We start from the raw sequence: 26,738 nt of genomic DNA, 5'->3' as shown, positions 1-26,738 counted from the left end.
GACCGAGGTGAAGAACCGGAAACAGGTACCCCGATTCACTGGCACTACCGGGTGAACGCGGCTACCGTCGGCTGCAACACCCGTGAATGACTCACGGTCGGCGCTCAGACTCGACGCGCCAGCATCGCCGACGCGGTAGGAGGTGAGTAGACGACACCTTGCACCGGCGAGCGGCGAGACATGCAAGCCACGTCGGTGCGGATTCAAGACAACCCGGGCACGCTGACGCGTGCGGACGCCGAAGAAACGAGTTGCCAAGCATGTCAAGCCAATCCCTGGACTCCCGAACGATGGTGATCGAGGACGAAACGCCTGAACCCCGACCGCGCGCCGAAGTAGCGGTCACCGGCCGCAACGTCGAGATCCCCGACCACTTCCGCAAGTACGTCGCAGAGAAACTGTCACGCCTGGAACGATTCGACCGCACGATCTATCTGTTCGACGTCGAGCTTGACCACGAGCGCAACCGTCGTCAACGCAAGAACTGTCAACACGTGGAGATCACCGCGCGCGGCCGCGGCCCGGTGGTCCGTGCCGAAGCCGGTGCCGACAGCTTCTACGGCGCAATGGAGTCTGCGGTCGACAAGCTCGCCGAACGACTGCGCCGCGCGCGCGACCGGCGCAAGATCCACTACGGCGACAAGACCCCGGTATCGCTCGCCAAAGCCACCGCGGTCACCGCGCCGCCCGAGCCGCTGACCTCTACACCACCCGAGCACGACGGCGTGGCGCTCGACGAGCATGAGCCCGGGCGCATCGTGCGGGTCAAGGAACATCCGGCCACCCCCATGACTGTCGACGATGCCCTCTCGCAGATGGAACTGGTCGGCCACGACTTCTTCCTGTTCCACGACAAGGAGACCGACAGGCCGTCCGTGGTCTACCGCAGGCACGCCTACGACTACGGCTTGATTCGGCTCGCCTGAGCCGGGGGCTTGATTCGGCTCGCCTGAGCCGGGCGGCTTGATTCGGCTCGCCTGAGCCGGGGGCTTGATCATTCCGCCTGGCCTGACGTAGCTGGGTCGGGTCGGGGCGCATGTCGCCTACCATGGGTTGAGCTCAAGACTTCCAACCCATAGGGGAACTAGCGTGCTGCAAAAGTTGCTGCGTCTCGGCGAGGGCCGGCTGGTCAAACGCCTCAAGGGGGTGGCCGACTACGTCGACTCCCTGGCAGGCGATGTCGAGAAGCTGACCGACGCTGAACTGCGGGCCAAGACCGACGAGTTCAAAAAGCGCGTGGCCAACGGGGAAAGCCTCGACGACCTGCTGCCCGAAGCGTTCGCCGTCGCACGCGAGGCGGCCTGGCGCGTGCTGGACCAGAAGCCGTTCAAGGTGCAGTTGATGGGCGGCGCGGCGCTGCACTTCGGCAACGTGGCGGAGATGAAGACCGGTGAAGGCAAGACGCTGACCGGTGTGCTCCCGGCCTACCTCAACGCGCTGTCGGGCAAGGGTGTGCACATCGTCACCGTGAACGACTATCTGGCCAGGCGCGACGCCGAGTGGATGGGCCGGGTGCACCGCTTCCTCGGCCTGGAGGTCGACGTGATCCTCGCGCAGATGACCCCGGACCAGCGCCGCACCGCCTACGCCGCCGACATCACGTACGGCACCAACAACGAGTTCGGCTTCGATTACCTCCGCGACAACATGGCGCACTCCCTGGCCGACCTGGTCCAGCGCGGACACAACTTCGCGATCGTCGACGAGGTCGACTCGATCCTCATCGACGAGGCCCGCACCCCGCTGATCATCTCCGGCCCCGCCGACGGCGCGTCGCAGTGGTACACCGAGTTCGCGCGGATCGTGCCGCTGATGGAGAAAGACGTCCACTACGAGGTCGACATCCGCAAGCGGACGGTCGGCGTGCACGAACTCGGCGTCGAGTTCGTCGAGGATCAGCTGGGCATCGACAACCTCTACGAGGCGGCCAACTCGCCGTTGGTCAGCTACCTCAACAACGCGCTCAAGGCCAAGGAGCTGTTCCAGCGCGACAAGGACTACATCGTGCGCGAAGGCGAGGTGCTCATCGTCGACGAGTTCACCGGGCGCGTGCTGGTCGGCCGTCGCTACAACGAAGGCATGCATCAGGCCATCGAGGCCAAGGAGCGCGTCGAGATCAAGGCCGAGAACCAAACGCTGGCCACGATCACGCTGCAGAACTACTTCCGCCTCTACGACAAGCTGTCCGGTATGACCGGCACCGCCCAGACCGAGGCGGCCGAGTTGCACGAGATCTACAAGCTCGGCGTGGTGTCCATCCCGACCAACAAGCCGATGATCCGCGCCGACCAGTCCGACCTCATCTACAAGACCGAAGAGGCCAAGTACATCGCGGTCGTCGACGACGTCGCCGAGCGCTACGAAAAGGGCCAACCGGTCCTGATCGGTACCACCAGCGTGGAGCGATCGGAGTACCTGTCGCGCCAGTTCACCAAGCGCCGCATCCCGCACAACGTGCTCAACGCGAAGTACCACGAGCAGGAGGCCTCGATCATCGCCGAGGCCGGCCGGCTGAGCGCGATCACCGTCGCGACGAACATGGCGGGCCGCGGCACCGACATCGTGCTCGGCGGCAACCCCGACTTCCTCACCGACAAGCGGTTGCGCGAACGAGGCCTGGACCCGGTGGAGACGCCGGAGGAGTACGAGAAGGCCTGGCACGAGACGCTGTCCGCGGTCAAAGCGGAGTGCGCGCGCGAAGCCGAGGACGTCATCGCCGCGGGCGGCCTCTACGTGCTGGGCACCGAACGGCACGAATCCCGCCGCATCGACAACCAGCTGCGCGGCCGCTCAGGCCGCCAGGGTGACCCCGGCGAATCCCGGTTCTACCTGTCGCTGGGCGACGAGCTGATGCGACGGTTCAACGGCGCCACCCTGGAGGCTTTGCTGACCCGGCTCAACCTGCCCGACGACGTGCCGATCGAGGCCAAAATGGTGACCCGCGCCATCAAGAGCGCGCAGACGCAGGTCGAGCAGCAGAACTTCGAGGTCCGCAAGAACGTCCTCAAGTACGACGAGGTGATGAACAAGCAGCGCATGGTCATCTACGAGGAGCGCAGGCGCATCCTCGAGGGCGAGAACCTCGCCGAACAGGCGCGCAACATGCTCGTCGACGTGATCACCGCCTACGTCGACGGAGCCACCGCCGAGGGCTACTCCGAGGACTGGGACCTCGAACAGCTCTGGACCGCGCTCAAGCAGCTGTACCCCGTCGGCATCGACCACCACGACCTGATCGACTCCGACGCCATCGGTGAGCCCGGCGAGTTGACCCGCGAGGAACTGCTCGAGGCGTTGATCGCCGACGCCGACCGCGCGTACGCCGAGCGGGAGAAGCAGATCGAGGAGATCGCGGGTGAGGGCGCGATGCGCCAGCTGGAGCGCAACGTGCTGCTCAACGTGCTGGACCGCAAATGGCGCGAACATCTCTACGAGATGGACTACCTCAAGGAGGGCATCGGCCTGCGCGCGATGGCTCAGCGCGATCCGCTCGTCGAGTATCAGCGCGAGGGCTACGACATGTTCATCGGGATGCTCGAGGGCCTCAAGGAGGAGTCGGTCGGGTTCCTGTTCAACGTCGCGGTCGAACCCGCGCCGCAGCCGGCCGTCGCTCCGGTCGCACCGCCGTCCGGTCTGAGCGAGTTCGCCGAGGCCGCCGCCGCACAGGCCCAAGGTGGCGTGGCGACGAAGGAACGGCCGACGGGAACAGGCTTGCGCGCCAAGGGAATCGGCGACGAGTCGCGTCCACTGACCTACACCGGGCCGGCAGAGGACGGCTCGGCTGAGGTGCAGCGGTCGGGCAGCGGCGGTGGCGCGCCGCGGCACGCGCCGGCCGGCGGCGGCACCCGCAAGCAGCGCCGAGAAGCCGCGCGCCAGCAGGCCCGCGAGCAGAAGGCGATGCGCAGGCGGTAAGGCTCGGACGCCGAGCCCGCCGGCGCTCATCCGATCTGCAGCGCGACCACCCGCCAACGTTGGCCGTCGAACGCGATCCGCGCCGCGATCGCGCGGATGCGCTGCCCGCGACTGTAAGTGCCGAAGACCTCTGCGGCCTGACCGTCGTCATCGGTCACGCGCAACCTGACCCGGCGCAGTGTGGCGACGGTGGCCTGCGGGTGTCGGGTCATCGCGAGCACGGTTTCGATCAGCGCCGGCGCCAACAGCGGGCGTAACTGCGCCACGGGACGGCGCCGGTCGATCACCTCGAGCACCCGGCGCAACGCCGCATCGGCGAAGACCACGGCGGCGCGCGGCGGGGCGGGCTCGGCAGGGACCGGCACCGACCGTTGCGGGAGCCGGGTGCGCAGGCCGTCGCCCCGTCCGCCGGATGGACGGCGGCGCAGCGTTTTTGGAGACGGTGGGGGACAGGTGCCGACGTCGACGGGCGGCGGTTCACAGTCGATGACGGGCGCCACCAACGCCGTCCGTCGCTCCTTCTCGGGCACCGGTGCGGCGTCCTCGGCAGGGGTGCACAATGATGTCAACACGATCTCCAGCTACTCGACGAGACAGGACCCGTCTGCTGGAGAGTGGCAGACCCCACCATGATCGCACGGTTCGCGGGGGCCCACAGACACCGAGACGCGCTCGTGATGCGCATCCGCAGGGTTTGCCTATAGCGTGGCGGGGACTTCGGCGCACGCGGTCGGACCGCGGCAGTACAGGAAAGGGACGACGTCGCGATGGTCACCCGGTTGTCGGCGGCGGACGCGGCGTTCTATCGCCTGGAGAACACGTCGACGCCGATGTACGTGGGCTCACTGTCGATCCTTCGCAAACCCCGCAGCGGCTTGAGCTACGAGACCCTGCTGGCCACCGTCGAACGGCGGCTGCCGCAGATACCCCGATACCGCCAGAAGGTCCGCGAGGTGACGCTGGGTCTGGCGCGCCCGGTGTGGGTGGACGACCCCGACTTCGACATCACCTACCACATCCGTCGCTCGGCACTGCCCTCGCCGGGTAGCGACGCCCAACTGCACGAACTCATCGCGCGGCTGGGGTCGCGCCCACTGGACAGGTCGCGGCCGCTGTGGGAGATGTACCTGATCGAGGGCCTGGCCAAGAACCGCCTCGCGATCTACACGAAGTCACACCAGGCCTTGGTGAACGGAATGACGGCCCTGGAGATCGGCCACGTCATCGTCGACCGCACCCCGAAGCCGCCGGAGTTCGGCGAGGACATCTGGATCCCGTTGCGCGAGCCCAGCGATCGGCAGTTGCTGCTCGGGGCGCTCGGCGAGTGGATCATGCGTCCGGCCGAGCAGATCGGTGCGGTCCGCAACGCCGTCGTCGACGTCGCCACCAATGCGGGCCAGTTGGTCGACATGGGGCGCCGGGTCTTCGAGCGGGCCCGCACTGTCGCGCGGGGCACCGCCCCGAGCAGCCCGCTGAACACCACCGTGTCGCGCAACCGACGGTTCACGGTCGCCGGTGGGCGACTCGAGGACTTCCGCGCGGTGCGCGCCCGCTACGACTGCGACGTCAACGACGTGGTGCTGGCCGTGGTGGCCGGAGCGCTGCGCAACTGGCTGATGTCGCGCGGCGAACCGGTGAGCTCCACGGCGAGGGTGCGGGCGATGGCGCCCATGTCGGTGTATCCGGAAGCCGAACTCGAGGCGACCGGCCCGGGTCAGGCCATCAGCGAGGTGACGCCGTTCCTCGTCGACCTTCCGGTCGGCGAGGGCAACCCGGTGGTGCGGCTCTCGCAGATCGCGCACGCCACCGAATCGGCGTCGACCGCATCGAGCCTGGTCGACGCGAGAACGATCGTCACCCTGTCCGGGTTCGCACCGCCCACCCTGCACGCCATGGGCATCCGGGTGGCGACCACTTTCTCGGCGCGCCAGTTCAACCTGCTGATCACCAACGTGCCGGGCGCGCAGCACCAGATGTACATCGCCGGCACCAAGCTGCTGGAGACCTACGCGGTACCGCCGCTGCTGAGCAATCAGGTGCTGGCGATGGGGGTGACGTCCTACAACGGCATGGTGTACTTCGGCATCAATGCCGACCGCGACGCCATGAGCGACGTCGATGTTTTGCCCAGTCTGTTGCGCGAATCGCTGGAAGAACTGCTAGAGGCGGCCCAGTGACACCCGCGTTGCGTTTGCGGGATTGACTCGCTCGCAGCCAGCGGGGTCGAATTGGGGCACCATGACGACCAGCGCACGGAACGAGACGCCGGGAAAAACCAGCACCGCGACACGGCGCGCACGCAAGACTCAGCGCGCACTCAAATCGCCCACGGAATCCGTCGTGCCCCACCCCGCGCTCGATCTGCCGCCCGGAGACGACGCCATCACCCGGTCACGCGGCGTGGACTGGGTCGTCTTCGGGGTCACCGCCGTCACCGCCATCGCCTTCTTGGTGTGGGGCTTCGTCAGCACGGAGTCGTTGGCATCCGCGTCGAGCAGCGCGCTGACCTGGGTGATGGACAACACCGGGTGGCTGTTCGTGCTGACGGCCTCCGGATTCGTCGTCTTCATCCTGTGGCTCGCGGTCGGCCGCTTCGGCGCGATCCCGCTGGGTCGCGACGACGAGCAACCCGAGTTTCACGGGGTGTCGTGGGTGGCGATGATGTTCAGCGCCGGCATGGGTATCGGGCTGATGTTCTTCGGCGTGGCCGAACCGCTTTCGCACTTTGCGACGCCGCCACCGGGCACCGGCCGGCCCGGCAACGCGGAGGCCGTGCAGACCGCGATGGCCACGACGCTGTTCCACTGGTCGCTGCACCCGTGGGCGATCTACGCGGTGGTCGGCTTGGCGATCGCCTACGGCGTGTACCGCAAGGGCCGACTGCAGCTGATCAGCGCGGCGTTCGAACCGCTGCTGGGCTCGCACGCCAACGGGCCGTGGGGGAAGGTCATCGACATGCTGGCGATCTTCGCCACGCTCTTCGGCTCGGCCGCCTCCCTCGGGCTCGGTGCGCTGCAGATTCGCAGCGGTCTGCAGATCGTCGGCGGTATCGGAGAGGCCGGCAACACCATCCTCGTCGTGATCATCACGGCGCTCACGGTGGCGTTCGTGCTGTCGGCGGTCTCCGGGGTCGCGCGCGGCATCCAGTGGTTGTCGAATATCAACATGGTGTTGGCGATGGTGCTCGCCTTATTCGTATTCGTAGTCGGCCCAACGGTTTTCATACTCAACCTGTTGCCGACATCGCTGGGCAGCTACATGGCCGACTTCCCGATGATGTCCGCGCGCACCGGCGCCGAAGGACCCGACGTCAACGAGTGGTTGCAGTCGTGGACGATCTTCTACTGGGCGTGGTGGGTGTCGTGGACCCCGTTCGTCGGAATGTTCATCGCCCGAATCTCGCGGGGGCGCACCATCCGCCAGTTCGTCACGGGCGTGTTGTTGGTGCCGAGCCTGGTGTCGCTGGTGTGGTTCGCGGTGTTCGGCGGGTCGGCGATCCGTGTGCAGGAGGAGGGCGTCGATCTGGCCGGCGAAGGCAGCATCGAGGCACAACTGTTCGGCCTGCTCGATCAGTATCCGATCGCGACGATCGCCAGTGTGCTGGTGATGCTGCTGGTGGCCATCTTCTTCGTCTCGGGTGCGGACGCCGCGTCGGTGGTGATGGGATCGCTGTCCGAACGCGGCACGATCAGACCCGGTAGAGGCACCGTGATCTTCTGGGGCGTGGCCACCGGTGCCGTCGCCGCGGTGATGTTGTTGGTCGGCGGGGAAGACGCCCTGACCGGGTTGCAGACCATCACCATCATCGCGGCGCTGCCGTTCGTCGTCGTGATGGTCGGCATGGCGGTGGGGCTGGTCAAGGACCTGCGCCGCGACCCGCTGATCGTCCGCAGGCAGTACGCGAAGGAGGCCGTCGACACGGCGGTCATCAACGGTGTCACCGAGCACGGCGACGACTTCGTCATCTCGGTGGAGAAGGATCGGGCGAGCGCGAGACCGCGTGACGACTAATCTCGCCTGGTGCGCGTCTACATCCCCGCGACCCTGACCATGCTGCAGCAGCTCGTCGCGGACCGAGTGCTGCATGCCCGCAGCGGGACGGCGTTCGCGGTGACACCCGCCCTGCGTGAGTCCTACGCCGAGGGCGACGACGACGAACTCGCCGAGGTCGCGCGCCGGGAAGCCGCGCTGGCATCGCTGCGACTGCTCGCCGGCGAGGGTGTGGGCGACCTGCCGCCGCGCCGCGCGGTGGTGGAGGCGCAGGTCGAGGGCGTGACGCCGCGACCCGATCTCGACGACGCGGTGGTGCGGCTGGCCGGTCCCATCGCCTTCGAGGACGTCATCGCCGCCTATGTCGACAATGCCGACGCCGAGTCCGCGGTACTGGCCGCGGTCGAGGCCGTCGACGAGGCGGACCTCGGCGACGAGGATGCCGAGTTCGTCGTCGGTGACGCCCAGGACCACGACCTTGCCTGGTACGCGCCACAGGAATTGCCGTTCCTGCTGGAACTGCTGTGACCGAGCACCCACGTCCTCGGCTGGATACGGAAGCGTAGGTTACGCTACCGTAGGTTCATGGCCAAGAACTACGTCAAAGTCTCGGCCAACGTCGCCGATACGGTGCGGCCGAGCGTCGTCGGCGCAGGAAATCCGGGCATGCGAGCCCTGCGGAGTATCGCGAGCCGGATCACCACGCCGCTGCTGCCAGACGACTACCTGAAGCTCGCCAATCCGCTGTGGTCGGCGCGCGAGCTACGCGGTCGGGTGCTCGATGTCCGGCGCGAAACCGAGGATTCCGCGACGCTGGTGATCAAGCCGGGGTGGGGGTTCTCGTTCGACTATCAGCCCGGTCAGTACATCGGGATCGGTGTGCAGATCGACGGGCGCTTCCGCTGGCGGTCCTATTCGCTGACTTCGGCCCCGTCGCGCACCACCCGCACCATCACCATCACGGTCAAGGCCATGCCCGAGGGGTTCTTGTCGACGCATTTGGTCGACGGGCTGGCACCGGGCACGATCGTGCGGCTGGCCGCGCCGCAGGGCAACTTCGTCATGCCCGACCCCGCGCCGGCCAAGGTGCTGTTTCTCACCGCTGGATCGGGCATCACGCCGGTGATGTCGATGCTGCGCACACTGGCCCGACGCGACCAGATTACCGATATCGTCCACTTACATTCCGCCCCAACGGAATCCGATGTCATGTTCGCGGCCGAGCTCGGCGAGCTGGCCCGTGCGTACGACGGTTATTCACTACGGACACGCACGACGCGCAGCCAGGGCCGGCTGGATTTGTCCCGACTCGGCGACGAGGTGCCCGACTGGCGCGAGCGCCAGACATGGGCGTGCGGGCCCGAGGGCATGCTCGACGCGGCCCAGCGGTCGTGGTCGGCGGCGCGACTCGGCGAACGGCTTCACCTCGAGCGGTTCGCCGTGTCCAAGGCGGCCGTGCACGGTCAGGGCGGCACGGTCGAATTCGCGCGCAGCGGCAAGACGGTCGAGGTCGACGCCGCGACGCCGCTGATGGAGGCCGGCGAAGAGGCCGGCATCCGCATGCCGTTCGGATGCCGGATGGGTATCTGCCAGTCGTGCGTGGTGGGCCTCGTCGAGGGGCACGTCCGCGACCTGCGCACCGGCGCCGAGCACGAGCCGGGGAGCCGAGTGCAGACCTGCGTCTCCGCAGCGTCCGGCGATTGCGTGCTCGACGTCTGAGGTTTACTGGCTGGTAACCTACGGGTACGTAGGTTACGGTAGCGTAGGCACACGAGAGGAGGCTTGACGATGGCAATCACCGACGTTCCCGAGTTCGCGCATCTGACCGATGCGGACATCGAGAGTCTGGCCGTGGAGTTGGATGCGATCCGACAGGACATCGAAGACTCCCGCGGCGAGCGCGACGCACGCTACATCCGCCGCACCATCGCCGCCCAGCGCGCGTTGGAGATCGCCGGACGGGTGCTGCTGGCCGCGAGCTCCCGCCGCTCCGCATGGTGGGCCGGAACCGTCACCCTAGGCGTGGCCAAGATCGTCGAGAACATGGAGATCGGCCACAACGTCATGCACGGTCAATGGGATTGGATGAACGATCCCGAGATCCACTCCTCGACGTGGGAGTGGGACATGAGCGGGGCGGCCAAGCATTGGCGCTTCACCCACAACTTCATGCACCACAAGTACACGAACATCCTGGGCATGGACGACGACGTGGGTTACGGTCTGCTGCGCGTGACGCGCGACCAGAAGTGGAAGCCGCACAACGTTTTCAACCTGCTGTACAACACCATGCTCGCGACGCTCTTCGAGTGGGGCGTCGGATTGCAGCACCTGGAGATCGGCAAGATCTTCAAGGGCCGCGACGACCGCAAGGCCACGATGGTCCGTTTGCGGGAGTTCGGCACCAAGGCAGGCCGGCAGGTGTTCAAGGACTACGTTGCCTGGCCCGCGGTGACCTCGCTGTCGCCGGGCGCGACGTACAAGTCGACGCTCAAGGCCAATGCCGTGGCCAACATCATTCGCAACATCTGGTCCAACGCGGTGATCTTCTGCGGCCACTTCCCCGATGGCGCAGAGAAATTCACCAAGACCGACATGGTCGGAGAGACCAAGGGCGAGTGGTATCTGCGCCAGATGCTCGGCAGCGCCAACTTCGAGAACGGTCCGGTTCTGCGGTTCATGAGCGGCAACCTGTGCCACCAGATCGAGCATCACCTGTACCCCGACCTTCCCAGCAACCGGCTCTACGAGATCTCGGTCCGGGTGCGGCAGGTGTGCGACAAGTACGATCTGCCGTACACGACGGGTTCGTTCTTGGTGCAGTACGGCAAGACCTGGCGGACCATCGCCAAGCTGTCGCTACCGGACCGGTTCCTGCTCGACACCGCCGACGATGCACCGGAGACGCGCAGCGAGCGGATGTTCGCCGAACTGGAGCCGACCCAACGGCGCGGTCTGAAGTCCTCGATCGCGGCCGTACGGGCCCGTCGTCGCGACAAGCGCGCAGCCTAACCCCCTGGCGCGCAGCGATTGTCAGTACGCCGTCGACTCGTGCATTGCGGCGAGCAACCGGCGCGCCGCCGCGACACGGTCGACCGCGGGTCCGGTCAACGTGTCGAGCGCACACTCGGGATCGGCCGGCGGCCCCATGTGTCCGCATCCTCGCGGGCAATCCTTGATCGCCTCCGCCAGATCCGAAAAGGCCAGCAGCACATCGTCGGGTTCGATGTGGGCCAGTCCGAACGACCGGATGCCGGGCGTATCGATCACCCACCCGCCGAGTTCCAGCGGCAGCGCCACCGATTGGGTCGACGTATGCCTGCCCCTCCCGATATCGGTCACCTCGCCGGTGGCCCGATCAGCCTCGGGAACAAGACGATTCACCAACGTCGACTTCCCGACCCCCGAATGGCCGAGCAGCACGGTGACCCGGTCGGCCAACAGCGGGGCCACCGCGTCGAGCGGATCGTCGCGGCCCGCCGTGGTGATCGTCAGGTCGAGATCGGCGAACTGTGCCGCAAACGGTTCGGGCGGCGCGAGATCCGTCTTCGTCAGGCAGAGGATCGGCTCCAGCCCACCAGCGTAGGCCGCGATCAGCGCGCGCTGGACCAACCCCGTGCGGGGCGGTGGATCGGCCAGCGCGACGACGATCAACAGCTGGTCGGCATTGGCCACCACGACCCGCTCCGTCGGATCGGTGTCATCGGCCGTGCGGCGCAACACCGTTCGTCGATCACCGCGCCGCACGATGCGGGCCAGCGTGTCGGGCGTGCCGGACAGGTCACCGACGATGCCGACCTCGTCGCCGACGACGATCGGGGTGCGGCCCAGTTCGCGGGCCCGCATCGCGACCACGCGACGGTTCGGGTCGCCACCGAGCGCGCATCCCCACCGCCCCCGGTCGACGGTCACCACCATCGCCTCCTGCGCGTCGGCGTGGTCGGGCCGGATCTTGGTCCGCGGCCGGGAGCCTCGGCCGGGCCGCACCCGGACATCGGACTCGTCGTACTCGCGTCGGCTCAAGCGGGGTCGGTCTCCGTCGTCTGCCCCGCGAGCATGTCGGCCCACAACTGCGCGAAACCGGGCAACGTCTTGGCGGTGGTGTCGATGTCCTCCACGGCGACCTGTGGCACTCTAAGCCCTACGATCGCGCCCGCGGTGGCCATCCGATGGTCGGCATACGACCGCCACAACCCGCCGTGCAGCGGTCGGGCGGTGATCACCAACCCGTCGGCAGTCTCCTCGCACTGACCGCCAAGACCGTTGATCTCCGTCGACAGTGCCGCGAGCCGGTCGGTCTCGTGTCCGCGCAGATGCGCTACACCCGACAACTTCGACACCGAGCCGGGGGACGCCAGCGCGGCCAGCGCGGCGACAGCCGGCGTGAGCTCACCGACCTCGTGCAGGTCGACGTCGATACCGCCGTACACTCCGGCGCCGCACACTTCGAGGTATGTAGCACCGTGTTGCACAACGGATCCGAACTTCTCGAGAATCGCGATGATCGCGCCGGCCGGTTGTGTGCTCACCCGCGGCCAGCCGGTCAACCGAACGGTGCCTCCGCTGACCACCGCGGCCGCGAGGAACGGCACCGCGTTGGACAGGTCGGGTTCGATCTCCCAATGCCGCGCCGCCACCGGCCCCGGCGACACCCGCCACCGGTTGTTCTGGCCGGCATCGACGTCGACCCCGGCGTCGCGCAGCATCGCCACCGTCATTGCCACATGCGGTGCGGACGGCACGGTTTCGCCGGTATGCACGACGGTCAGCCCGTTGCGGAAGCCCGCCCCCGAGAGCAGCAGCCCGGAGACGAACTGCGACGAGGCCGACGCATCGATTTCCACGGTGCCGCCGGAGACCGACCCGGCGCCCCGCACCGAGAAGGGAAGCCCGTCGCCGTCGATGTCGACACCGAGACCGCGCAACGCGTCGAGAAGGGGTGCGATGGGACGGGCGCGGGCTTGTTCGTCACCGTCGAACGTGACCGTGGCGGTGCCCAGCGCGGCCACCGGCGGCACAAACCGCAGCACCGTGCCGGCCAGTCCGCAGTCGACGCGCGCCCCGTCGCGCGGCGCGATCCGGCCGGTGACGTTCAGCTCGTCGGCGTGGCCATCGACCGTCACGCCGAGCGCCCGCAGCGCTGCGATCATCAGATCGGTGTCGCGGCTGCGTAGCGCGCCGCTGATCGTCGAGTCGCCGTTCGCGGTGGCCAGCGCCGCCAACACCAGCGCCCGATTCGTCTGCGATTTCGAGCCCGGCACGGTGACGGTGGCATGCACCGGGGTCATCGTCGACGGTGCAGGCCAGGCCTCGCGTTCGTGGTGTCCGGGCGCGCTCACCGCTCCATCTTCCCCTGTCGGCTCGCCGTGCCACCATGGGATTCATGTGTGGACGTTTCGCAGTGACCACGGACCCGGCGTTACTGGCCGAGAAGATCAAGGCGATCGACGAGACCACTGCGGCCACCACCGACGGCAAGGACGCATCGGGACCGAACTACAACGTCGCGCCGACGACGACCATCAGCACCGTGGTCAAGCGCCACAGCGAACCCGATGACGACGCCACCCGCCGGCTGCGGTCCATGCGTTGGGGCCTGGTGCCGCCGTGGGCGAAGGCGACGCCGGACGGCACCCCCGAGACCAAGGGGCCGCTGCTGATCAACGCCCGCTCGGACAAGCTCACCACCTCGCCGGTCTTCCGCAACTCGGCCAAGAACAAGCGCTGTCTGGTACCGATGGACGGCTGGTACGAGTGGCTGAAAAAGGGAGAGGGAAGGGCTCCGAAGATTCCCTTCTTCATGTACGCCGGCGACGGTGAACCGCTGTTCGTGGCGGGGCTGTGGTCGACGTGGCGGCCGAAGGGTGCGCCCAAGGACGCGAAACCCCTGCTGAGTTGCACGATCATCACCACCGACGCCGCCGGTCCGCTGGCCGACATCCACGACCGCATGCCGTTGACCGTCAGCGAGCGCGACTGGGATCGCTGGCTGGACCCCGACGCGCCGATCGACGAAGGGCTGTTGCGCGGTCACGGAGATCTCGACCGCGTCGAGATCCGGGAGGTGTCCCGGCTGGTGAACAACGTCCGCAACAACGGCCCGGAGTTGATCGAACCCGTCGAACCCCCGGCCGAACAAGGCACCCTGCTTTGACGGTGCCGGATTCGTCCGGGCCGCTGCACTCCGTCGCCGTCGTCGACGCACTGGCCGCCGACCTGCGCAGCGCGGGGTACACCACCGACGGGGTGGCCGGTCTGCTCGGCGCCGACGTCGGGGAGGGTCCCGAGCAGACGGCGCGCCGCGGCCGGCAGTGGCTCGACTGGTTCGCCGACGAAGGCATCACCGGCATCGGCATGGGCGTGATCGCGCTGCGCGCCCCACGGCCCAGTGCGTCGGCGTCGACACCGTGAACGGTTGCGCGCAGGTCGATCAGCGTTCCCCGGCGCGTGCCGCGCTACCTGTCGTCCGGGAGGCGATCGGGCGGGGCATCCTCTACCGGGCTCACTGACCCTTGACAGAGGATTCCTCGGTTTGATTAGAGTAATCCTCGTGCCATCGAGGACGCGTCCGGATGCGCGGGGCCGGTTGCTCGCCGTCGCGCGTCGCCGCTTCGCGTGCGACGGTGCGCTCTCGGCCACCCTCGACGAGGTGCGCCGCGAGGCCGACGTGAGCGTCGGCGCGCTGTATCACCATTTCCCGGACAAACTTTCGCTCGCCACCGCTGTCTTCGCCGAGTTGCTCAGCGAGTATCAGGCCGGATTCGTCACGATGCTGCGCGGACACGACACCGCCGAGGGCGGCATCCGCGGTGGTGTCACCTATCACCTGCGGTGGGTCTCGGGGCACCGCGGCGAGGCCGGCCTGCTGCTCGGTCCCCGGCTCGACAGTGCGGAACTGCGAGCACACAACGACTCCTTCTTCGCCGCCATCCGGGATTGGTGGCGCCCGCATCACGGCTACGGCGCGCTCGGGCCCATGCAGGCCGGGGTGACGGCGGCGTTGTGGCTCGGCCCCGCCCAGGAGTACAGCCGGTACTGGCTCGCCGGAGGGGCGAAACGGATACCGCCGGGGGCCATCGATATCTTCGCTGACGCAGCGTGGAAAGCGTTGCGCGCCAACGACAGCAAGGAGAGTCCGTCATGACTGATTCGCTGTACCGGACGATGGTGGCCAGCGGCGACGAGGCCGAGGCGCCGCTTCGGGTGCGCGTGGAGCACCGCGGGGACAGGGCCGTCGTCACGCTCGACGAGCCGCGACGGCTCAACGTGCTCTCTGCCCCGCTGGTACGCCAGCTGCGGCGGGCGCTGACCGACCTGGACGCCGACCCCGACGTCCGTTCGGTCGTGCTCACCGGTGCCGACCCGGGGTTCAGCGCCGGAGGCGACCTGCGCATGATGGATGCCGCGATCAACCAACTCGACGCCCCGGAGGGCTCGGCCGACATCTGGCGCTGGATCCGCCGCGAATTCGGTGGTATCGCCCGCCTGATCGCTGGGTCGGAGACGATTTTCGTCGCCGCGCTCAACGGTGCGGCGGCCGGCGTCGGGCTGGCGTGGGCACTGACGTGTGACCTCGTGATCGCCAGCGAACGTGCCGTCGTGGTGCCCGCATTCGGCAAGCTGGGGCTGATCCCGGAGGTCGGCACCAGTTGGGCCCTCACCCGACGGCTGGGTTACCAGGGCGCGCTCGCCTTCTATCTGCGCGGCGAACACATCGACGCGCGCGAGGCGCAGCGGCGGGGGCTCGTGCACGAGGTCGTCGAACACGACCGTCTGCTCGCGGTCGCCGACGAGTGGTGCTCGCGAATCGCCGCGCTGCCGCCGCACGCCGTCGCGATGAGCAAGCCCCTGCTGCGCGCGGCCGCCGACGCCGACTGGTCTGACGCCCTCACCTTGGAGGAGTTCGCCGAACCCGCGTGCTTCACCACCGCGGCGTTCGCCGACAGCGTGCGCTCGATGCTGTCCTGAACCGGTGTCGGCATTCACGTGCCGAGCTCGAAAATTTCCCGCATTTGCCTGGCCAGCCCGGAATGGGCATTAACATAGCGCGGGTAGGTCGAGTGAGGGGATCGGGCGTGGTCGGTGCGGTGAGGAAGCTTCTGAGCTTCGAGATGACCATCGCGGAGTGGATCGGTACGGGCCTCATACTCGCCGCTCCCTACGTCGTCATCGGCATCGGCTGGACGGCCCTGCGCCTGGACCGGCTGGACGGCAGCGGGTTGGCCTGGCTCGTTCAGCTGGTCGGATCCGTCGCGTTCTGGCCGGCGCTGCTCTTCTCGGCGGTGTGCGTCGGATGACCGACCGCTACCGCATCTCCGTTCAGCGGCGCACGTCCCGATGGGACCCCGAGGCCGCCGTCACCGCCGCGGAGGCGATGGACTTCTGGGCGTTCGCCGCGGGTGCGGCCAACGTCGTCATGCAGCTGTCCTGGCCGGAGGTCGGCTACGGGGTCGCCGAGAGCAAGGTCGATTCCGGAAACCTGCTGAAACACCCGTGGAAGCGGGCGCGGACGACGTTCCAGTACCTTGCCGTCGCGGTGCTGGGGACCTCCGATGACCGCGCGGCTTTCCGGGCAGCGGTCAACACCGCGCACCGGCACGTCAAGTCGACCGCGGACAGTCCGGTGCGGTACAACGCATTCGACCGCGACCTGCAGATGTGGGTGGCCGCGTGTCTTTTCGTCGGACTGGAGGACACCTATCAGCTGCTGCGCGGCGAGATGACACCGCAGCAGGCCGAGCAGTTCTACCGCTCGGCATGGCCGCTGGGCACCACCCTGCAGGTCACCGAAGACCAGTGGCCGCCGACGCGCGCCGAGTTCGACGACTACTGGCGAACCGCGTGTCAGCGGGTGAAGATCGACGACCGAGTCCGCGCGCACCTGATGCACATGCTGGATCTGCGCATGATCAACCCACTGTTGGGACTGCCGTTCCGGCCGTTGCTGAAATTCCTGACAACCGGTTTCCTTGCGCCGGTTTTCCGCGAACAGATGGGACTGCGGTGGAGCGGGTTCCGGCAATTCCTGTTCGAATCGCTGTTCCTCACAGTCGCTTTCGTCAACAGGTTCATGCCGGTGTTCATCCGTCAGGGTGGCAGCTACGTGCTGCTCGGCGACGTGCGCCGCCGGGTCCGTACGCACAAGGCGCTGGTATGACGGTGTTGCGCCGCCTGCTCAGCCGCCGCGTCAGCGTCGAGGCGATGATCGAGGCCGGAATGTGGCTGTCGATCCCGTATCTGCTGATCGGCTTGGTGTGGGCCTTCTTCGACGCCGAGCAGGTGCAGTTGATCGACACCGCGCTGCGCACGCGGATACCGGCCGGGTCGGACATCGGCGCGTTCGTGGTGACGGCGGTGTTCTGGCCGGCCAATCTGTTCGGCATCGAGCTCTGTGTTTCCTGACGCTTCTTGACGGCGAGTCACGATGAGCCGACGGTTCACGACGTGCGTGCAGGATTCGGTCGCCCGCGCGTGCTCACCTGATTACGGGCCGGTGTACCCCGGCGGATTGGGGGTGTCCACCCACAGGTCGACGCCCAATTCCGCACCCGGCACACAGTCGTACACCGACAGGTCGGTCACTCCGGACTCCAGGAGGACGTCCTCGCACAGCAGGGTTTGCCCGGTGTACTCGCGGGCGGGCTTGTTGAGGATCACGTACGCGGCGTCGGCGTAGACGTCGGGCTTCCGCGCGCGCCCCATCGCCTCGTCACCGCCCAGCAGGTTCTGCACGGCCGCGGTCGCCACCATCGTGCGGGGCCACAGCGTGTTCGACGCGATACCGGCGGCCCGCATCTCCTCGGCGATTCCCAACGCGCACAACGTCATACCGAACTTCGCCATCATGTAGGCAGTCGGCTTGAGCCACTGCGACTCCAGCCGGATCGGCGGCGACAGCGTCAGGATGTGCGGATTGTCGCGGCCCTTCATGTGTGGGATGCAGGCCTGTGACACCGCATACGTCCCGCGGATCTGGATGCCGTTCATCAGGTCGAACCGCTTCAGGGGGACCTCCTCGATCGAGCCGAGGTTGATCGCCGAGGCGTTGTTGACGCAGATGTCGATGCCGCCGAACTGTTCGACGGTCTTGGCGACCGCCGCGTCCACCGAGTCACCGTCCCGGACATCGCCGACGATCGGCAGCGCCTGCCCGCCGGCCTCCTCCAGTTCCTTGGCCGCTGTGTACACCGTGCCGGGCAGCTTGGGATGGGGTTCGGCCGTCTTGGCGATCAACGCGATGTTGGCGCCGTCGGCCGCGGCGCGCTTGGCGATCGCCAGGCCGATACCGCGGCTCGCGCCGGAGATGAACATGGTCTTCCCGTTGAGCGACATGACCTCACCCTAACCGCCGCGAAATGGCATTCCGGCAGGTCTGCACTCGAACTTTTCCTGCTGGAATGCCATTTCGCGGCAGACGGGCGCAAGCGGCGCTCTCACGTCGGGATAAGGGGAACAACTGGGGACGACGCCGCTGTTGTTGACGATGGCTGCACCGCGACGGGAGTTCGCGGACAGAAAACATGTCGGTCTCAACCTCTAGGATGATGAAGGGGGTCAGGTGCCAACGCTGGCCATGGACTTACCAGTGCTCTCGGTCGATCTACCGGGTTCGTTCGCTGGCACCGCGACAGAAGGGACGGTGTTCCCCACTATGACCGACTCCGACGGGTCAACCCGAGATTCGGCACCGGAGGCTCCTGCGTCGCAGGAAACCGACGCCGAACTCACCGCGCGCTTCGAGCGGGACGCCATTCCCCTGCTCGACCAGCTCTACGGCGGTGCGCTGCGGATGACGCGCAACCCCGCCGACGCCGAGGACCTGTTGCAGGAAACCATGGTCAAGGCGTATGCCGGCTTCCGGTCGTTCCGCGAGGGCACCAACCTGAAGGCCTGGCTGTACCGCATCCTCACCAACACCTACATCAACAGCTATCGCAAGAAGCAGCGTCAGCCAGCGGTGTACCCCACCGAGGAGATCACCGACTGGCAGCTCGCGGCCAACGCCGAGCATTCCTCGACCGGGCTGCGCTCGGCGGAGGTCGAGGCGCTCGAGGCGCTGCCGGACAGCGAGATCAAGGAAGCGTTGCAGGCGCTGCCGGAGGATTTCCGGATGGCCGTCTACTACGCCGACGTCGAGGGCTTCCCATACAAGGAGATCGCCGAGATCATGGACACGCCGATAGGTACGGTGATGTCCCGATTGCATCGGGGCAGGCGCCAGCTGCGGGAGTTGCTGGCCGGCGTGGCCCGCGATCGTGGGTTCATTCGGGGACAGCAGATGGACACACCCGAGGAGGTCTCGTCGTGAGCTCGTTCTCTGGCGAAGAGCGATGGCAGCCCCCCGTCGGTCCCATCGATCCCGAGCATCCCGAATGCGCCGCGGTCATCGCCGAGGTATGGACGCTGCTCGACGGGGAATGCACCCCCGAAACCCGCGACAAGCTGCGGCATCACCTGGAAGCGTGTCCTGCATGCCTGCGCCACTACGGCGTCGAGGAGCGCGTCAAGCAGCTGATCGCCAAGAAGTGCGGCGGCGAAAAAGCGCCGGAGAGCCTGCGTGAGCGGCTGCGCATCGAGATCAGCCGCACCACCATCATCCGGCGCGGTTAGCGCCGAATCACACCCGAAACGCGCTAACGCACCGACTTCGAACCGGCATTCGGCCGCTTACCGTGGTTGGCCTTCGTGTGTTTACGGTCACGCTTCTTACGGCCACGCTTGGCCATGGTCTACCTCCGGATGCTCTGGGGGATCGTTCGGCCCGTGCTCGGCGGGCGCGTTCGAGCCATTGTCTCACGGCCCGGCGACAGCCCTGACAAGCCGGTGGTGTGGTTCGATGTAGGCCGAAACGCATACAGCAGCGGAGAGTAATGGGGTGATGATGGCCGAGGACGTTCGCGCTGAGATCGTGGCCAGTGTGCTCGAGGTCGTGGTGAGCGAGGGCGATCAGATCGGTGAGGGGGACACCCTGGTGCTGCTGGAGTCGATGAAGATGGAGATTCCGGTGCTGGCCGAGGTGGCGGGCACCGTGAGCAAGGTCAGCGTTTCGGTCGGCGACGTCATCCAGGCCGGTGACCTCATCGCCGTCATCAGCTGATCAGCGCGTCCGTGTGAACCGTCGCCGGAAGTAGCGCCCGATGTCCACCCTCGGTGACCTACTCGCCGAGCACACCATGCTGCCCGGCAACGCGGTCGATCATCTGCATGCGGTGGTCGGCGAATGGCAGCTGCTCGCGGACCTGTCGTTCGCCGACTACCTGATGTGGGTGCGCCGCGACGACGGCGCCCTGGTGTGCGTGGCGCAAGTGCGGCCGAACACCGCGCCGACGGTCCTGCTGGCCGATGCGGTCAGCACGCTGGCCGACGCCGACGCGATGCCGCTGGTCACCACGGCGTTCACATCGGGGGGAATCGTTGTGGGAGACGGTGCAGGACAACAGGTTTCGCCGGGACTCAACGTGGAAGCCGTTCCGGTCCGGTACAAGGACGAGGTGGTCGCGGTGCTGACCCATCAGACCGCGTTGGCCTCCAGGAAGGCCAGCCCGCTGGAGTCCGCGTACCTCGACTGCGCCGGCGATCTTCTGCACATGCTGTCGGAGGGCACCTTTCCGAACGTCGGGGACATCGCGATGTCGCGGTCGAGCCCGCGGGTCGGCGACGGGTTCATCCGGCTCGACGAGTCCGGGGTGGTCACCTTCGCGAGCCCCAACGCGATCTCGGCCTATCACCGGATGGGTTTGGCCGCCGAACTCGGCGGCCACAACCTGGTCACCGTCACACGCCCGCTCATCGGTGACCCGTTCGAGGCTCAGGAACTGGCCAACCATGTGCGCGACTCGCTGGCCGGCGGATCGAGCATGCGCATGGAGGTCGACGCCGGTGGTGCGGCCGTGCTGATGCGCACCCTGCCGCTGGTCGTACACGGCAAGCCGGTGGGCGCCGCGGTGCTCATTCGCGACGTGACAGAGGTCAAGCGCCGCGACCGCGCCCTGCTGTCAAAGGACGCCACGATCCGCGAGATCCACCACCGGGTGAAGAACAACCTGCAGACCGTCGCGGCCCTGCTGCGGCTGCAGGCCCGGCGCACCAACAATGACGAAGGCCGCGAGGCGCTGATGGAATCGGTGCGCCGGGTGTCCTCGATCGCGTTGGTCCACGACGCGCTGTCGATGTCGGTGGACGAGGAGGTCAACCTCGACGAGGTGGTCGACCGGATCCTGCCGATGATGAATGACGTTGCCGCCGTTGATAGTCCGATCCGCATCCTCCGTGTCGGCGATCTGGGTGTGCTCGACGCGGACCGCGCCACCGCGCTCGTCATGGTCATCACCGAGTTGGTACAGAACGCCATCGAGCACGCCTTCGACCCCGGCGCACGCGAGGGAAGTATCACCATCCGGGCCGAGCGCTCTGCCCGGTGGCTGGACGTGGTAGTCCACGACGACGGCCGGGGACTGCCGGACGGGTTCAGTCTGGAGAAATCCGACCGGCTCGGCTTGCAGATCGTGCGGACACTGGTGTCGGCCGAACTGGACGGGTCGTTGGGCATGCGCGAGGGACCGGCAGGCGGAACCGACGCGGTGTTGCGGGTGCCGCTGGGCAGGCCGCGGCGGGCCGCGCAGTAGAAAATCCCGAATTCGCAAAACGGCCATCAGTGTCGCAATTCGGCCACTATTGCATTTACACAAAAGATACGGCCCCGACGGAAGTCGGGGCCGTAAATGTTTGGTTCGGGTAGCGCTCAGACTCCGCTGCGAGCCTTGGTGCGAGCATTGCGACGCTTGAGTGCGCGACGCTCGTCCTCGCTCATGCCACCCCAGACGCCGGCATCCTGTCCGGACTCCAAAGCCCAGGTGAGGCACTCGGTGGTCACGGGGCAGCGGTTACAGACGAGCTTCGCGTCAGCGATCTGAGCGAGCGCCGGGCCACTGTTTCCCACCGGGAAGAACAGCTCCGGATCCTCATCGCGACAGACCGCCTTATGGCGCCAATCCATTAGATCAAACTCCTCGTCAGATACGTCGCCTGTGCGCAGCACCGCGCACGGCATATTCTTCGGCTGTTTAACGCGTGCACATTGAATGTTTCTGCAACGTTGCTTCGATGCTTTCACAGGCTGGACAGATGTCAATACTCGCGAGTTAACAAGTGCGCAATGTCACTAGCCGGGTGGCATCGCACGCGAGACGCTCGCCTGTACTAAACTCGATCCAACTGCGCCCGAAATCTTACGCCGCAGCGCCGTCACCGCAGCTCAGAGACCTTCACAGGTGCAGGCGCCAGCACACCGAGCGCGTCGGGGACGGCGGTGAACATCATCGAATCACGTAATCCGATGTAGTCGCCGTCTATCTGGCAGGCGACCGGCGACTGGCTGGTCACCTGCAGCCACGGCAGGTCGTCGTCGCGGACCAGATGCTTGCCCTGGATGCGGGCGTTCTTCGACAGCATTCGCCGTACCAGCATCAGGTTGGCCCAGACGTTCATGCTCGTCGTGGCGAAAACACCCAGGCCGGTTTCGAACGTCGTCATCGGGTTCGTCCACACCGGACGGGCGTTGGCATACGTCCAGGGGCTGGCGTTGGACACGAACGCGAAGTGCACGCCGGCGACCGGTTCGCGGTCGGGCAGGTGCAGTGTCAGCGACGGTTCATTGCGGGTGCTCGCCAGCACCTCGCGGATCGCGACGCGCACATAGCGGGATGCGGTGACGGCGCGACCCTTTGCGCGCTGCGCCTCGACGGCCGCCACCACGTCGCCGTCGACGCCCATCCCCGCCGTGAACACGCCCCAACGCTCACCGCAGTCCATCAGCCCGATGCGCCGCCACGCCTTGCGACGGCGGTACTCAGAGAGCAGGTCAATCAGCTGATTGGTGGCCTCGATCGGGTCCGGGCTGATGCCGAGTGCCCGCGCGAAGACGTTGGCCGACCCGCCGGGCACGACGCCGACGGCGGGCGCGGCGGCACCGGGTCCTCCGACCTCGAGAATGCCGTTGACCACCTCGTTCACCGTGCCGTCGCCGCCGTGCACGATCAGCACGTCGACGTTGTCGCGCGCCGCGTCGCGGGCGATCTCGATGGCATGCCCCCGGTGGTCGGTGTGCGCGACGGCCAGTTTCACCCGACTCTCCAGCGCATGGGCCAACAGATCACGCCCGGCGGGAGTCGTCGACGTCGCATTCGGGTTCACGATCAGCACGGCGCGCACGGGGTCCGAGCCTACTGAACGGGTTGTGCGCACCCCTCTACGCTCGAGGGCGTGATCGTTCCATCTCCGACGACGGTGCGCCAAGCCGCTGTCCTCGTCGCCCTGGAGGGCGCGGCCGCCGCCGTCGCGGCGCTGGTCTACGTCGTGAGCGGGTTCGGCCGGGCCGAGGAGTCCGGGCTGAACAAGTACGGGACCGCGCTGTGGTTCGCGATCATGGGCGCGGGGGTACTGGCCGCCGCGTGGGCGTTGTGGACGGGTCGGCGGTGGGGGCGCGGCATCGCCGTGTTCGCCCAACTGCTGCTGCTACCGGTCGTCTACTACATGGGGGTGGGTTCGCACCAGTGGTGGTACGCCGCGCCCACCGGCGTGGTGGCGGTGGTGACGCTGGTACTGCTGTTCAGTCCCTCGACGCTGGAATGGGTGGGGGCTCATGGCGATTCTGCGGCCAGCGCCGACAATTCGGGCCCCGAAACGCGGTAGGTGATCCAGTCCGTCTGCGGCTTGCCGCCGATGGCGTCGTAGAGCGCGATCGCGTTGACGTTCCAGTCGAGCACCGCCCATGACAGCCGGGTGTAACCATGCGTGATGCACTCGCGGGCCAATGTAGCCAGCAACTTGCGGGCCAGCCCACGCCTGCGGAACTGCGGGCGCACGTACAGGTCTTCGAGATAGATGCCGCCGACCCCGTCCCACGTCGAGAAGTTGCGGAACCACAGCGCCGCCGCGGCGGCCTGTCCGTCGACCTCGACGATGTGGCCCGCGACGGTGGGCGGTTCGACGAAAAGCGCGTGACGCATCTGATCTTCGGTGACGGTGCACTGGTGCGCGGCATGTTCGAACTGCGCGAGTTCGTGGACCATGGCGGTCAATTCGCGTTCGTCGCCGGGGCGCACCCTGCGAATCAGCTCGGTCACTTCTCGACACCCAGAGCGCCGAGGATCGTGCCGAATTTCGTTGTGGTTTCGGCCACTTCGTCGTCAGGATCCGATTCGGCGACGATGCCGCCTCCCGAATACGCCTCGGCGGTACGGCGATCCGCCGACAGCTGAGCGCAGCGGATCGACACCACCCATCGGCCGTCGCCGCGTTGATCGCACCAGCCGACGGCGCCGGCGTAGAAGCCGCGGTCGCCTTCGAGTTCGGCTATCAGATCGGCCGCATCCGAGGCGGGCACGCCGCCGACAGCCGGCGTGGGGTGCAGTGCGATCGCCAAATCCAGTGCGGTGAAGGACCTTTCGCGAAGCCTGCCGGTGATGCGGGTGGCCAGGTGCCATACCGAGTCGGTCTTGCGAAGCACCGGTTCGGTCGCCACCTCGAGGTCGGCGCACAGTGGGTCTAGCGCGTCGCGGATCGCGTCGACCACGAACTGGTGCTCGCGAAGGTTCTTCGCCGACGCGGCGAGCGCGGCGCCGTTCGCCTCGTCGGTGTCGGGGTCGGGGGAGCGTGGTGCCGAGCCGGCGAACGGTGCGCAGACCACCTGGTCGCCGCGTCGGGCCACCAGCAGCTCGGGGCTCGCTCCCACCAGCACCGTCCCGGAGTATCCACCGCCCGCCGCGGTCAGGTCCGCCAGGTAGCCGTTGGCCGCCGCATCGGCGCTGACGAGCCGGTGCAGGATGGTGCGTGCGTCCAGCGGTCCGTCGGCGGTCAGCCGGAGAGCTCGGGCGAGGACGACCTTGTGCAGCGCACTCGACGGGCGGTTGATCCGGTCGACGGCCGTGGCGACCCGCGCGCGGTGGGCGTCGGGATCGGGCAGCGACTCCGCTATCTGTACGCCGGGCATCTGACGCAGCGGCCAATCCGGCAGCGCGTCGAGAAACTGGACGCTCTGCGGCCGGATCAGTGCCGCGGGTTTGCACATGTCGAAAGGCAACGCGCCCACGATGATCGGGGCGCTGTGGGATGCCAGCGCGGCACGCGCGTCGGCAACCTTCGGGAAGGCGGTGTGCACTCCCTCGGCGACTACGGCGCCGCGGGAGGCCAGGACGAAGGACGGTTCGCGGGTCACCGTGGCTTACACGGATCCCGATGCCCGGTCAGTCCCTGCGCGATGATCTGACGATTCGCGTGCTCGAAGCCGAGGACGGCCAGCGAGGCGGGCGCCATCGCGAACCGGATTCCCTGCGACAACGGCAATTCCACCCAGCGCGCGATCATCGAACGGGAGAAGTGCGCGTGACCGACGAACACGACGTCGCGCGACGTCATGTGAGTCAGCGCCACCTCGAGGGCGCTGTCGGCGCGCTGGGTGACCGCCTCGACGCTCTCGCCGCCGGGGGCGCCGTGCGTCCAGATCAGCCAGTCGGGGACGGTCTCGCGGATCTGCGGTGTCGTCAACCCCTCGTAGCCTCCGTAGTCCCATTCGCGAAGAAGCGGCGACACCTCGTCGACGGTCAACCCGGCCAGTTCGGCGGTCTGCGTCGCGCGCCGCAGCGGGCTGGACAGCGCCAGCGGGTTGTCGAGTTCGAGTTCGGCCAGCGCTTCGGCGGCCAGCTTGGCGCGTTCCTGGCCGGTCGCGGTCAGTTCGAGGTCGGTGTGGCTGGTGTGCCGACCGCTCTTCGACCACTCCGTCTCGCCGTGACGAAGCAGGATCAGGCGGTGCTCCAGAAGGGCCACGCCGACTCATTCTGCCGCACGTCACGGCGCGGCGTCCCAAGCCGTGCAACGATGGGCACCGTGACGCGAGTACTTGCGGTCGCCAATCAAAAGGGTGGGGTAGCCAAGACGACGACGGTGGCGTCGTTGGGTGCGGCGATACAGGAGAGTGGCAAGCGGGTCCTGGTGGTGGACCTCGACCCGCAGGGGTCGCTGACGTTCTCACTGGGTCACGACCCCGACAAGCTGCCGGTGTCGATCCACGAGGTGCTGCTCGGCGAGGTCGAACCCGATGCCGCCCTGGTGGACACGCCCGAGGGGATGACGCTGCTGCCGGCCAACATCGACCTGGCGGGCGCCGAGGCGATGCTGTTGATGCGCGCGGGGCGCGAGTACGCGCTCAAGCGTGCATTGGCCAAGATCACCGGAGCCGCGGAGCCGGGGACGGGCAAGGACCGCTACGACGTGGCGCTCATCGACTGTCCGCCGTCGCTCGGGGTGCTCACGCTCAACGGATTGACCGCCGCCGACGAGGTGATCGTGCCGCTGCAGTGCGAGACGTTGGCCCATCGCGGCGTCGGGCAGTTCCTGCGCACCATCGCCGATGTCCAGGCGATCACCAACGCCGACCTCAAGCTGCTGGGCGCGCTGCCGACGCTGTACGACTCGCGCACGACGCACAGTCGCGACGTGCTGCTCGACGTCGCCGACCGATACGACCTGCCGGTGCTGGCGCCGCCGATCCCGCGCACCGTCCGGTTCGCCGAGGCCAGCGCCTCGGGCTCGTCGGTGCTGGCCAGCCGCAAGAACAAAGGCGCCGGCGCCTACCGCGAACTGGCCACCGCGCTGCTCAAGCATTGGAAGAACGGCAAGCCGCTGCCGACGTTCGCCCCCGAGATTTAGCGATTCGTGTGCGTCATGTTGCGCTCACCGCAACAGAATGCGCACAACTAGCGACCTAGTGTCCTGAGTCATTAATTTGTGAGCAGTAGTTGCCGATGCTGGCTAGGATTTGGTCGGCGGTTTTGGTCCAG

30 protein-coding genes are annotated in these 26,738 nt (G+C 67.4%); 20 read left to right on the top strand and 10 right to left on the bottom strand.

Translation table 11 applies throughout. The features are described 5' to 3' along the window. Positions 1-290: 290 nt before the first annotated feature. Positions 291-926 carry a ribosome hibernation-promoting factor, HPF/YfiA family gene (hpf, locus tag AU193_RS11815; protein ID WP_172798281.1) on the top strand — a complete coding sequence of 212 codons (636 nt, stop codon included), beginning with the start codon at positions 291-293 and terminating at the stop codon, positions 924-926. Positions 927-1,089: 163 nt separating this feature from the next. After that, positions 1,090-3,912, top strand: coding sequence for a preprotein translocase subunit SecA (gene secA, locus AU193_RS11810; RefSeq protein ID WP_064422573.1), 2,823 nt, complete (start codon positions 1,090-1,092; stop codon positions 3,910-3,912). A gap of 26 nt (positions 3,913-3,938) precedes the next feature. Here the strand turns inward: secA and AU193_RS11805 are convergent, their stop codons facing one another. Next, the gene (locus AU193_RS11805) at positions 3,939-4,481 is read right to left on the bottom strand and encodes an Rv3235 family protein (RefSeq protein ID WP_371259188.1); all 543 of its coding nucleotides are present in this window, start codon (positions 4,479-4,481) and stop codon (positions 3,939-3,941) included. A gap of 198 nt (positions 4,482-4,679) precedes the next feature. Here AU193_RS11805 and AU193_RS11800 point away from each other — a divergent pair, with 198 nt between their 5' ends. From AU193_RS11800 to AU193_RS11780, 5 genes are all read left to right on the top strand, one after another. Further along, entirely contained in the window at positions 4,680-6,089 is a 1,410-nt protein-coding gene (locus AU193_RS11800; protein WP_064422571.1) for a wax ester/triacylglycerol synthase family O-acyltransferase, read from the top strand. A gap of 61 nt (positions 6,090-6,150) precedes the next feature. Beyond that, a complete protein-coding gene (locus AU193_RS11795; protein ID WP_064422570.1) occupies positions 6,151-7,923 on the top strand; it encodes a BCCT family transporter in 1,773 nt (590 codons plus the stop codon). 6 nt (positions 7,924-7,929) lie between these two features. Beyond that, complete coding sequence (locus AU193_RS11790) at positions 7,930-8,430, top strand: hypothetical protein (protein ID WP_371259187.1); 501 nt, start codon at positions 7,930-7,932, stop codon at positions 8,428-8,430. Between the two features lie 57 nt (positions 8,431-8,487). Then, a complete protein-coding gene (locus tag AU193_RS11785) occupies positions 8,488-9,621 on the top strand; it encodes a ferredoxin reductase (RefSeq protein ID WP_064422568.1) in 1,134 nt (377 codons plus the stop codon). A 69-nt stretch (positions 9,622-9,690) separates the two neighbouring features. Then, complete coding sequence (locus AU193_RS11780) at positions 9,691-10,914, top strand: fatty acid desaturase (RefSeq protein WP_064422567.1); 1,224 nt, start codon at positions 9,691-9,693, stop codon at positions 10,912-10,914. A 21-nt stretch (positions 10,915-10,935) separates the two neighbouring features. Here the strand turns inward: AU193_RS11780 and rsgA are convergent, their stop codons facing one another. Continuing rightward, positions 10,936-11,925 (bottom strand): ribosome small subunit-dependent GTPase A, encoded by a 990-nt coding sequence (gene rsgA / locus AU193_RS11775; protein WP_064422566.1) that lies wholly within the window; start codon positions 11,923-11,925, stop codon positions 10,936-10,938. Then, entirely contained in the window at positions 11,922-13,190 is a 1,269-nt protein-coding gene (gene aroA, locus AU193_RS11770) for a 3-phosphoshikimate 1-carboxyvinyltransferase (RefSeq protein ID WP_064422615.1), read from the bottom strand. Before aroA ends, rsgA begins: the two co-directional genes overlap by 4 nt. A gap of 95 nt (positions 13,191-13,285) precedes the next feature. Between aroA and AU193_RS11765 the strand changes: the two genes are divergently transcribed. The 7 genes from AU193_RS11765 to AU193_RS11735 all read left to right on the top strand — a co-directional run bounded on the left by AU193_RS11765 (position 13,286) and on the right by AU193_RS11735 (position 17,304). Then, positions 13,286-14,056 carry an SOS response-associated peptidase gene (locus AU193_RS11765; RefSeq protein WP_082682945.1) on the top strand — a complete coding sequence of 257 codons (771 nt, stop codon included), beginning with the start codon at positions 13,286-13,288 and terminating at the stop codon, positions 14,054-14,056. Positions 14,057-14,058: 2 nt separating this feature from the next. After that, on the top strand, positions 14,059-14,313 hold the full coding sequence (locus tag AU193_RS11760) for a hypothetical protein (protein WP_064422564.1): 255 nt from the start codon (positions 14,059-14,061) through the stop codon (positions 14,311-14,313). Positions 14,314-14,452: 139 nt separating this feature from the next. After that, positions 14,453-15,046, top strand: a complete 594-nt coding sequence (locus AU193_RS11755) for a TetR/AcrR family transcriptional regulator (RefSeq protein WP_064422563.1) — start codon at positions 14,453-14,455, stop codon at positions 15,044-15,046. Continuing rightward, a complete protein-coding gene (locus AU193_RS11750) occupies positions 15,043-15,870 on the top strand; it encodes an enoyl-CoA hydratase/isomerase family protein (RefSeq protein WP_064422562.1) in 828 nt (275 codons plus the stop codon). The genes AU193_RS11755 and AU193_RS11750 overlap by 4 nt, the downstream gene beginning before the upstream one ends. A 119-nt stretch (positions 15,871-15,989) precedes the next feature. Continuing rightward, positions 15,990-16,199 (top strand): hypothetical protein, encoded by a 210-nt coding sequence (locus AU193_RS11745; protein ID WP_082682944.1) that lies wholly within the window; start codon positions 15,990-15,992, stop codon positions 16,197-16,199. Then, positions 16,196-17,059 carry an oxygenase MpaB family protein gene (locus AU193_RS11740; RefSeq protein ID WP_064422560.1) on the top strand — a complete coding sequence of 288 codons (864 nt, stop codon included), beginning with the start codon at positions 16,196-16,198 and terminating at the stop codon, positions 17,057-17,059. The genes AU193_RS11745 and AU193_RS11740 overlap by 4 nt, the downstream gene beginning before the upstream one ends. Continuing rightward, a complete protein-coding gene (locus AU193_RS11735; protein WP_064422559.1) occupies positions 17,056-17,304 on the top strand; it encodes a hypothetical protein in 249 nt (82 codons plus the stop codon). The genes AU193_RS11740 and AU193_RS11735 overlap by 4 nt, the downstream gene beginning before the upstream one ends. 81 nt (positions 17,305-17,385) lie before the next feature. Here the strand turns inward: AU193_RS11735 and AU193_RS11730 are convergent, their stop codons facing one another. Next, complete coding sequence (locus AU193_RS11730) at positions 17,386-18,234, bottom strand: NAD(P)-dependent oxidoreductase (protein ID WP_064422558.1); 849 nt, start codon at positions 18,232-18,234, stop codon at positions 17,386-17,388. Positions 18,235-18,553: 319 nt separating this feature from the next. Here AU193_RS11730 and AU193_RS11725 point away from each other — a divergent pair, with 319 nt between their 5' ends. Both AU193_RS11725 and rsrA read left to right on the top strand, forming a co-directional pair. After that, positions 18,554-19,210: a sigma-70 family RNA polymerase sigma factor gene (locus AU193_RS11725; protein ID WP_064422557.1), complete on the top strand. Its 657-nt coding sequence runs from the start codon at positions 18,554-18,556 to the stop codon at positions 19,208-19,210. Between the two features lie 44 nt (positions 19,211-19,254). Then, the gene (rsrA, locus tag AU193_RS11720; RefSeq protein WP_253867778.1) at positions 19,255-19,512 is read left to right on the top strand and encodes a mycothiol system anti-sigma-R factor; all 258 of its coding nucleotides are present in this window, start codon (positions 19,255-19,257) and stop codon (positions 19,510-19,512) included. A gap of 23 nt (positions 19,513-19,535) precedes the next feature. On the opposite strand, the gene AU193_RS23845 is transcribed toward rsrA, so the two are convergent. Then, a complete protein-coding gene (locus AU193_RS23845) occupies positions 19,536-19,628 on the bottom strand; it encodes a 50S ribosomal protein bL37 (protein WP_090355725.1) in 93 nt (30 codons plus the stop codon). A gap of 155 nt (positions 19,629-19,783) precedes the next feature. Between AU193_RS23845 and AU193_RS11715 the strand changes: the two genes are divergently transcribed. Further along, positions 19,784-19,999 (top strand): biotin/lipoyl-binding carrier protein, encoded by a 216-nt coding sequence (locus AU193_RS11715; RefSeq protein WP_043414713.1) that lies wholly within the window; start codon positions 19,784-19,786, stop codon positions 19,997-19,999. Between the two features lie 40 nt (positions 20,000-20,039). Continuing rightward, positions 20,040-21,527 (top strand): sensor histidine kinase, encoded by a 1,488-nt coding sequence (locus tag AU193_RS11710; RefSeq protein ID WP_064422555.1) that lies wholly within the window; start codon positions 20,040-20,042, stop codon positions 21,525-21,527. A 116-nt stretch (positions 21,528-21,643) separates the two neighbouring features. Here AU193_RS11710 and whiB1 read toward each other — a convergent pair whose 3' ends face one another. Continuing rightward, a complete protein-coding gene (gene whiB1, locus AU193_RS11705) occupies positions 21,644-21,898 on the bottom strand; it encodes a transcriptional regulator WhiB1 (RefSeq protein ID WP_014208822.1) in 255 nt (84 codons plus the stop codon). Between the two features lie 248 nt (positions 21,899-22,146). Then, on the bottom strand, positions 22,147-23,112 hold the full coding sequence (locus tag AU193_RS11700) for a diacylglycerol kinase family protein (RefSeq protein WP_064422554.1): 966 nt from the start codon (positions 23,110-23,112) through the stop codon (positions 22,147-22,149). Between the two features lie 51 nt (positions 23,113-23,163). Here AU193_RS11700 and AU193_RS11695 point away from each other — a divergent pair, with 51 nt between their 5' ends. After that, the gene (locus AU193_RS11695) at positions 23,164-23,592 is read left to right on the top strand and encodes a hypothetical protein (protein ID WP_064422553.1); all 429 of its coding nucleotides are present in this window, start codon (positions 23,164-23,166) and stop codon (positions 23,590-23,592) included. Here the strand turns inward: AU193_RS11695 and AU193_RS11690 are convergent. From AU193_RS11690 to AU193_RS11680, 3 genes are read right to left on the bottom strand one after another with little or no spacing between them, the layout of a single operon-like run. Continuing rightward, entirely contained in the window at positions 23,541-24,026 is a 486-nt protein-coding gene (locus AU193_RS11690) for a GNAT family N-acetyltransferase (protein WP_064422552.1), read from the bottom strand. The genes AU193_RS11695 and AU193_RS11690 overlap by 52 nt on opposite strands. Next, positions 24,023-25,117 carry an isochorismate synthase MenF gene (locus AU193_RS11685; protein WP_064422551.1) on the bottom strand — a complete coding sequence of 365 codons (1,095 nt, stop codon included), beginning with the start codon at positions 25,115-25,117 and terminating at the stop codon, positions 24,023-24,025. The genes AU193_RS11690 and AU193_RS11685 overlap by 4 nt, the downstream gene beginning before the upstream one ends. Beyond that, complete coding sequence (locus AU193_RS11680; RefSeq protein ID WP_064422550.1) at positions 25,114-25,725, bottom strand: acid phosphatase; 612 nt, start codon at positions 25,723-25,725, stop codon at positions 25,114-25,116. Before AU193_RS11680 ends, AU193_RS11685 begins: the two co-directional genes overlap by 4 nt. A 51-nt stretch (positions 25,726-25,776) precedes the next feature. On the opposite strand from AU193_RS11680, the gene AU193_RS11675 reads away from it, so the two are divergent. Then, the gene (locus AU193_RS11675) at positions 25,777-26,607 is read left to right on the top strand and encodes a ParA family protein (RefSeq protein ID WP_064422549.1); all 831 of its coding nucleotides are present in this window, start codon (positions 25,777-25,779) and stop codon (positions 26,605-26,607) included. Positions 26,608-26,738 lie beyond the last annotated feature (131 nt).

Source organism: Mycobacterium sp. GA-1285 (assembly GCF_001499905.1).
In the GTDB taxonomy this organism is placed as follows: domain Bacteria; phylum Actinomycetota; class Actinomycetes; order Mycobacteriales; family Mycobacteriaceae; genus Mycobacterium.
Note: the sequence above shows the minus strand (reverse complement) of the source record. Positions and strands in the feature narration are given on the sequence as shown.

Excerpts from the sequence above, each read along its gene's own strand:
- AU193_RS23845 (WP_090355725.1), bottom strand. The coding sequence starts at position 19,628 with ATGGCCAAGCGTGGCCGTAAGAAGCGTGACCGTAAACACACGAAGGCC.
- AU193_RS11735 (WP_064422559.1), top strand. The coding sequence starts at position 17,056 with ATGACGGTGTTGCGCCGCCTGCTCAGCCGCCGCGTCAGCGTCGAGGCG.
- whiB1 (WP_014208822.1), bottom strand. The coding sequence starts at position 21,898 with ATGGATTGGCGCCATAAGGCGGTCTGTCGCGATGAGGATCCGGAGCTG.
- AU193_RS11675 (WP_064422549.1), top strand. The coding sequence starts at position 25,777 with ATGGGCACCGTGACGCGAGTACTTGCGGTCGCCAATCAAAAGGGTGGG.
- hpf (WP_172798281.1), top strand. The coding sequence starts at position 291 with ATGGTGATCGAGGACGAAACGCCTGAACCCCGACCGCGCGCCGAAGTA.
- AU193_RS11795 (WP_064422570.1), top strand. The coding sequence starts at position 6,151 with ATGACGACCAGCGCACGGAACGAGACGCCGGGAAAAACCAGCACCGCG.
- AU193_RS11780 (WP_064422567.1), top strand. The coding sequence starts at position 9,691 with ATGGCAATCACCGACGTTCCCGAGTTCGCGCATCTGACCGATGCGGAC.
- AU193_RS11730 (WP_064422558.1), bottom strand. The coding sequence starts at position 18,234 with ATGTCGCTCAACGGGAAGACCATGTTCATCTCCGGCGCGAGCCGCGGT.
- aroA (WP_064422615.1), bottom strand. The coding sequence starts at position 13,190 with ATGACCCCGGTGCATGCCACCGTCACCGTGCCGGGCTCGAAATCGCAG.
- AU193_RS11725 (WP_064422557.1), top strand. The coding sequence starts at position 18,554 with ATGACCGACTCCGACGGGTCAACCCGAGATTCGGCACCGGAGGCTCCT.
- AU193_RS11750 (WP_064422562.1), top strand. The coding sequence starts at position 15,043 with ATGACTGATTCGCTGTACCGGACGATGGTGGCCAGCGGCGACGAGGCC.
- AU193_RS11710 (WP_064422555.1), top strand. The coding sequence starts at position 20,040 with ATGTCCACCCTCGGTGACCTACTCGCCGAGCACACCATGCTGCCCGGC.
- AU193_RS11765 (WP_082682945.1), top strand. The coding sequence starts at position 13,286 with ATGTGTGGACGTTTCGCAGTGACCACGGACCCGGCGTTACTGGCCGAG.
- AU193_RS11715 (WP_043414713.1), top strand. The coding sequence starts at position 19,784 with ATGGCCGAGGACGTTCGCGCTGAGATCGTGGCCAGTGTGCTCGAGGTC.
- AU193_RS11740 (WP_064422560.1), top strand. The coding sequence starts at position 16,196 with ATGACCGACCGCTACCGCATCTCCGTTCAGCGGCGCACGTCCCGATGG.
- AU193_RS11800 (WP_064422571.1), top strand. The coding sequence starts at position 4,680 with ATGGTCACCCGGTTGTCGGCGGCGGACGCGGCGTTCTATCGCCTGGAG.
- AU193_RS11785 (WP_064422568.1), top strand. The coding sequence starts at position 8,488 with ATGGCCAAGAACTACGTCAAAGTCTCGGCCAACGTCGCCGATACGGTG.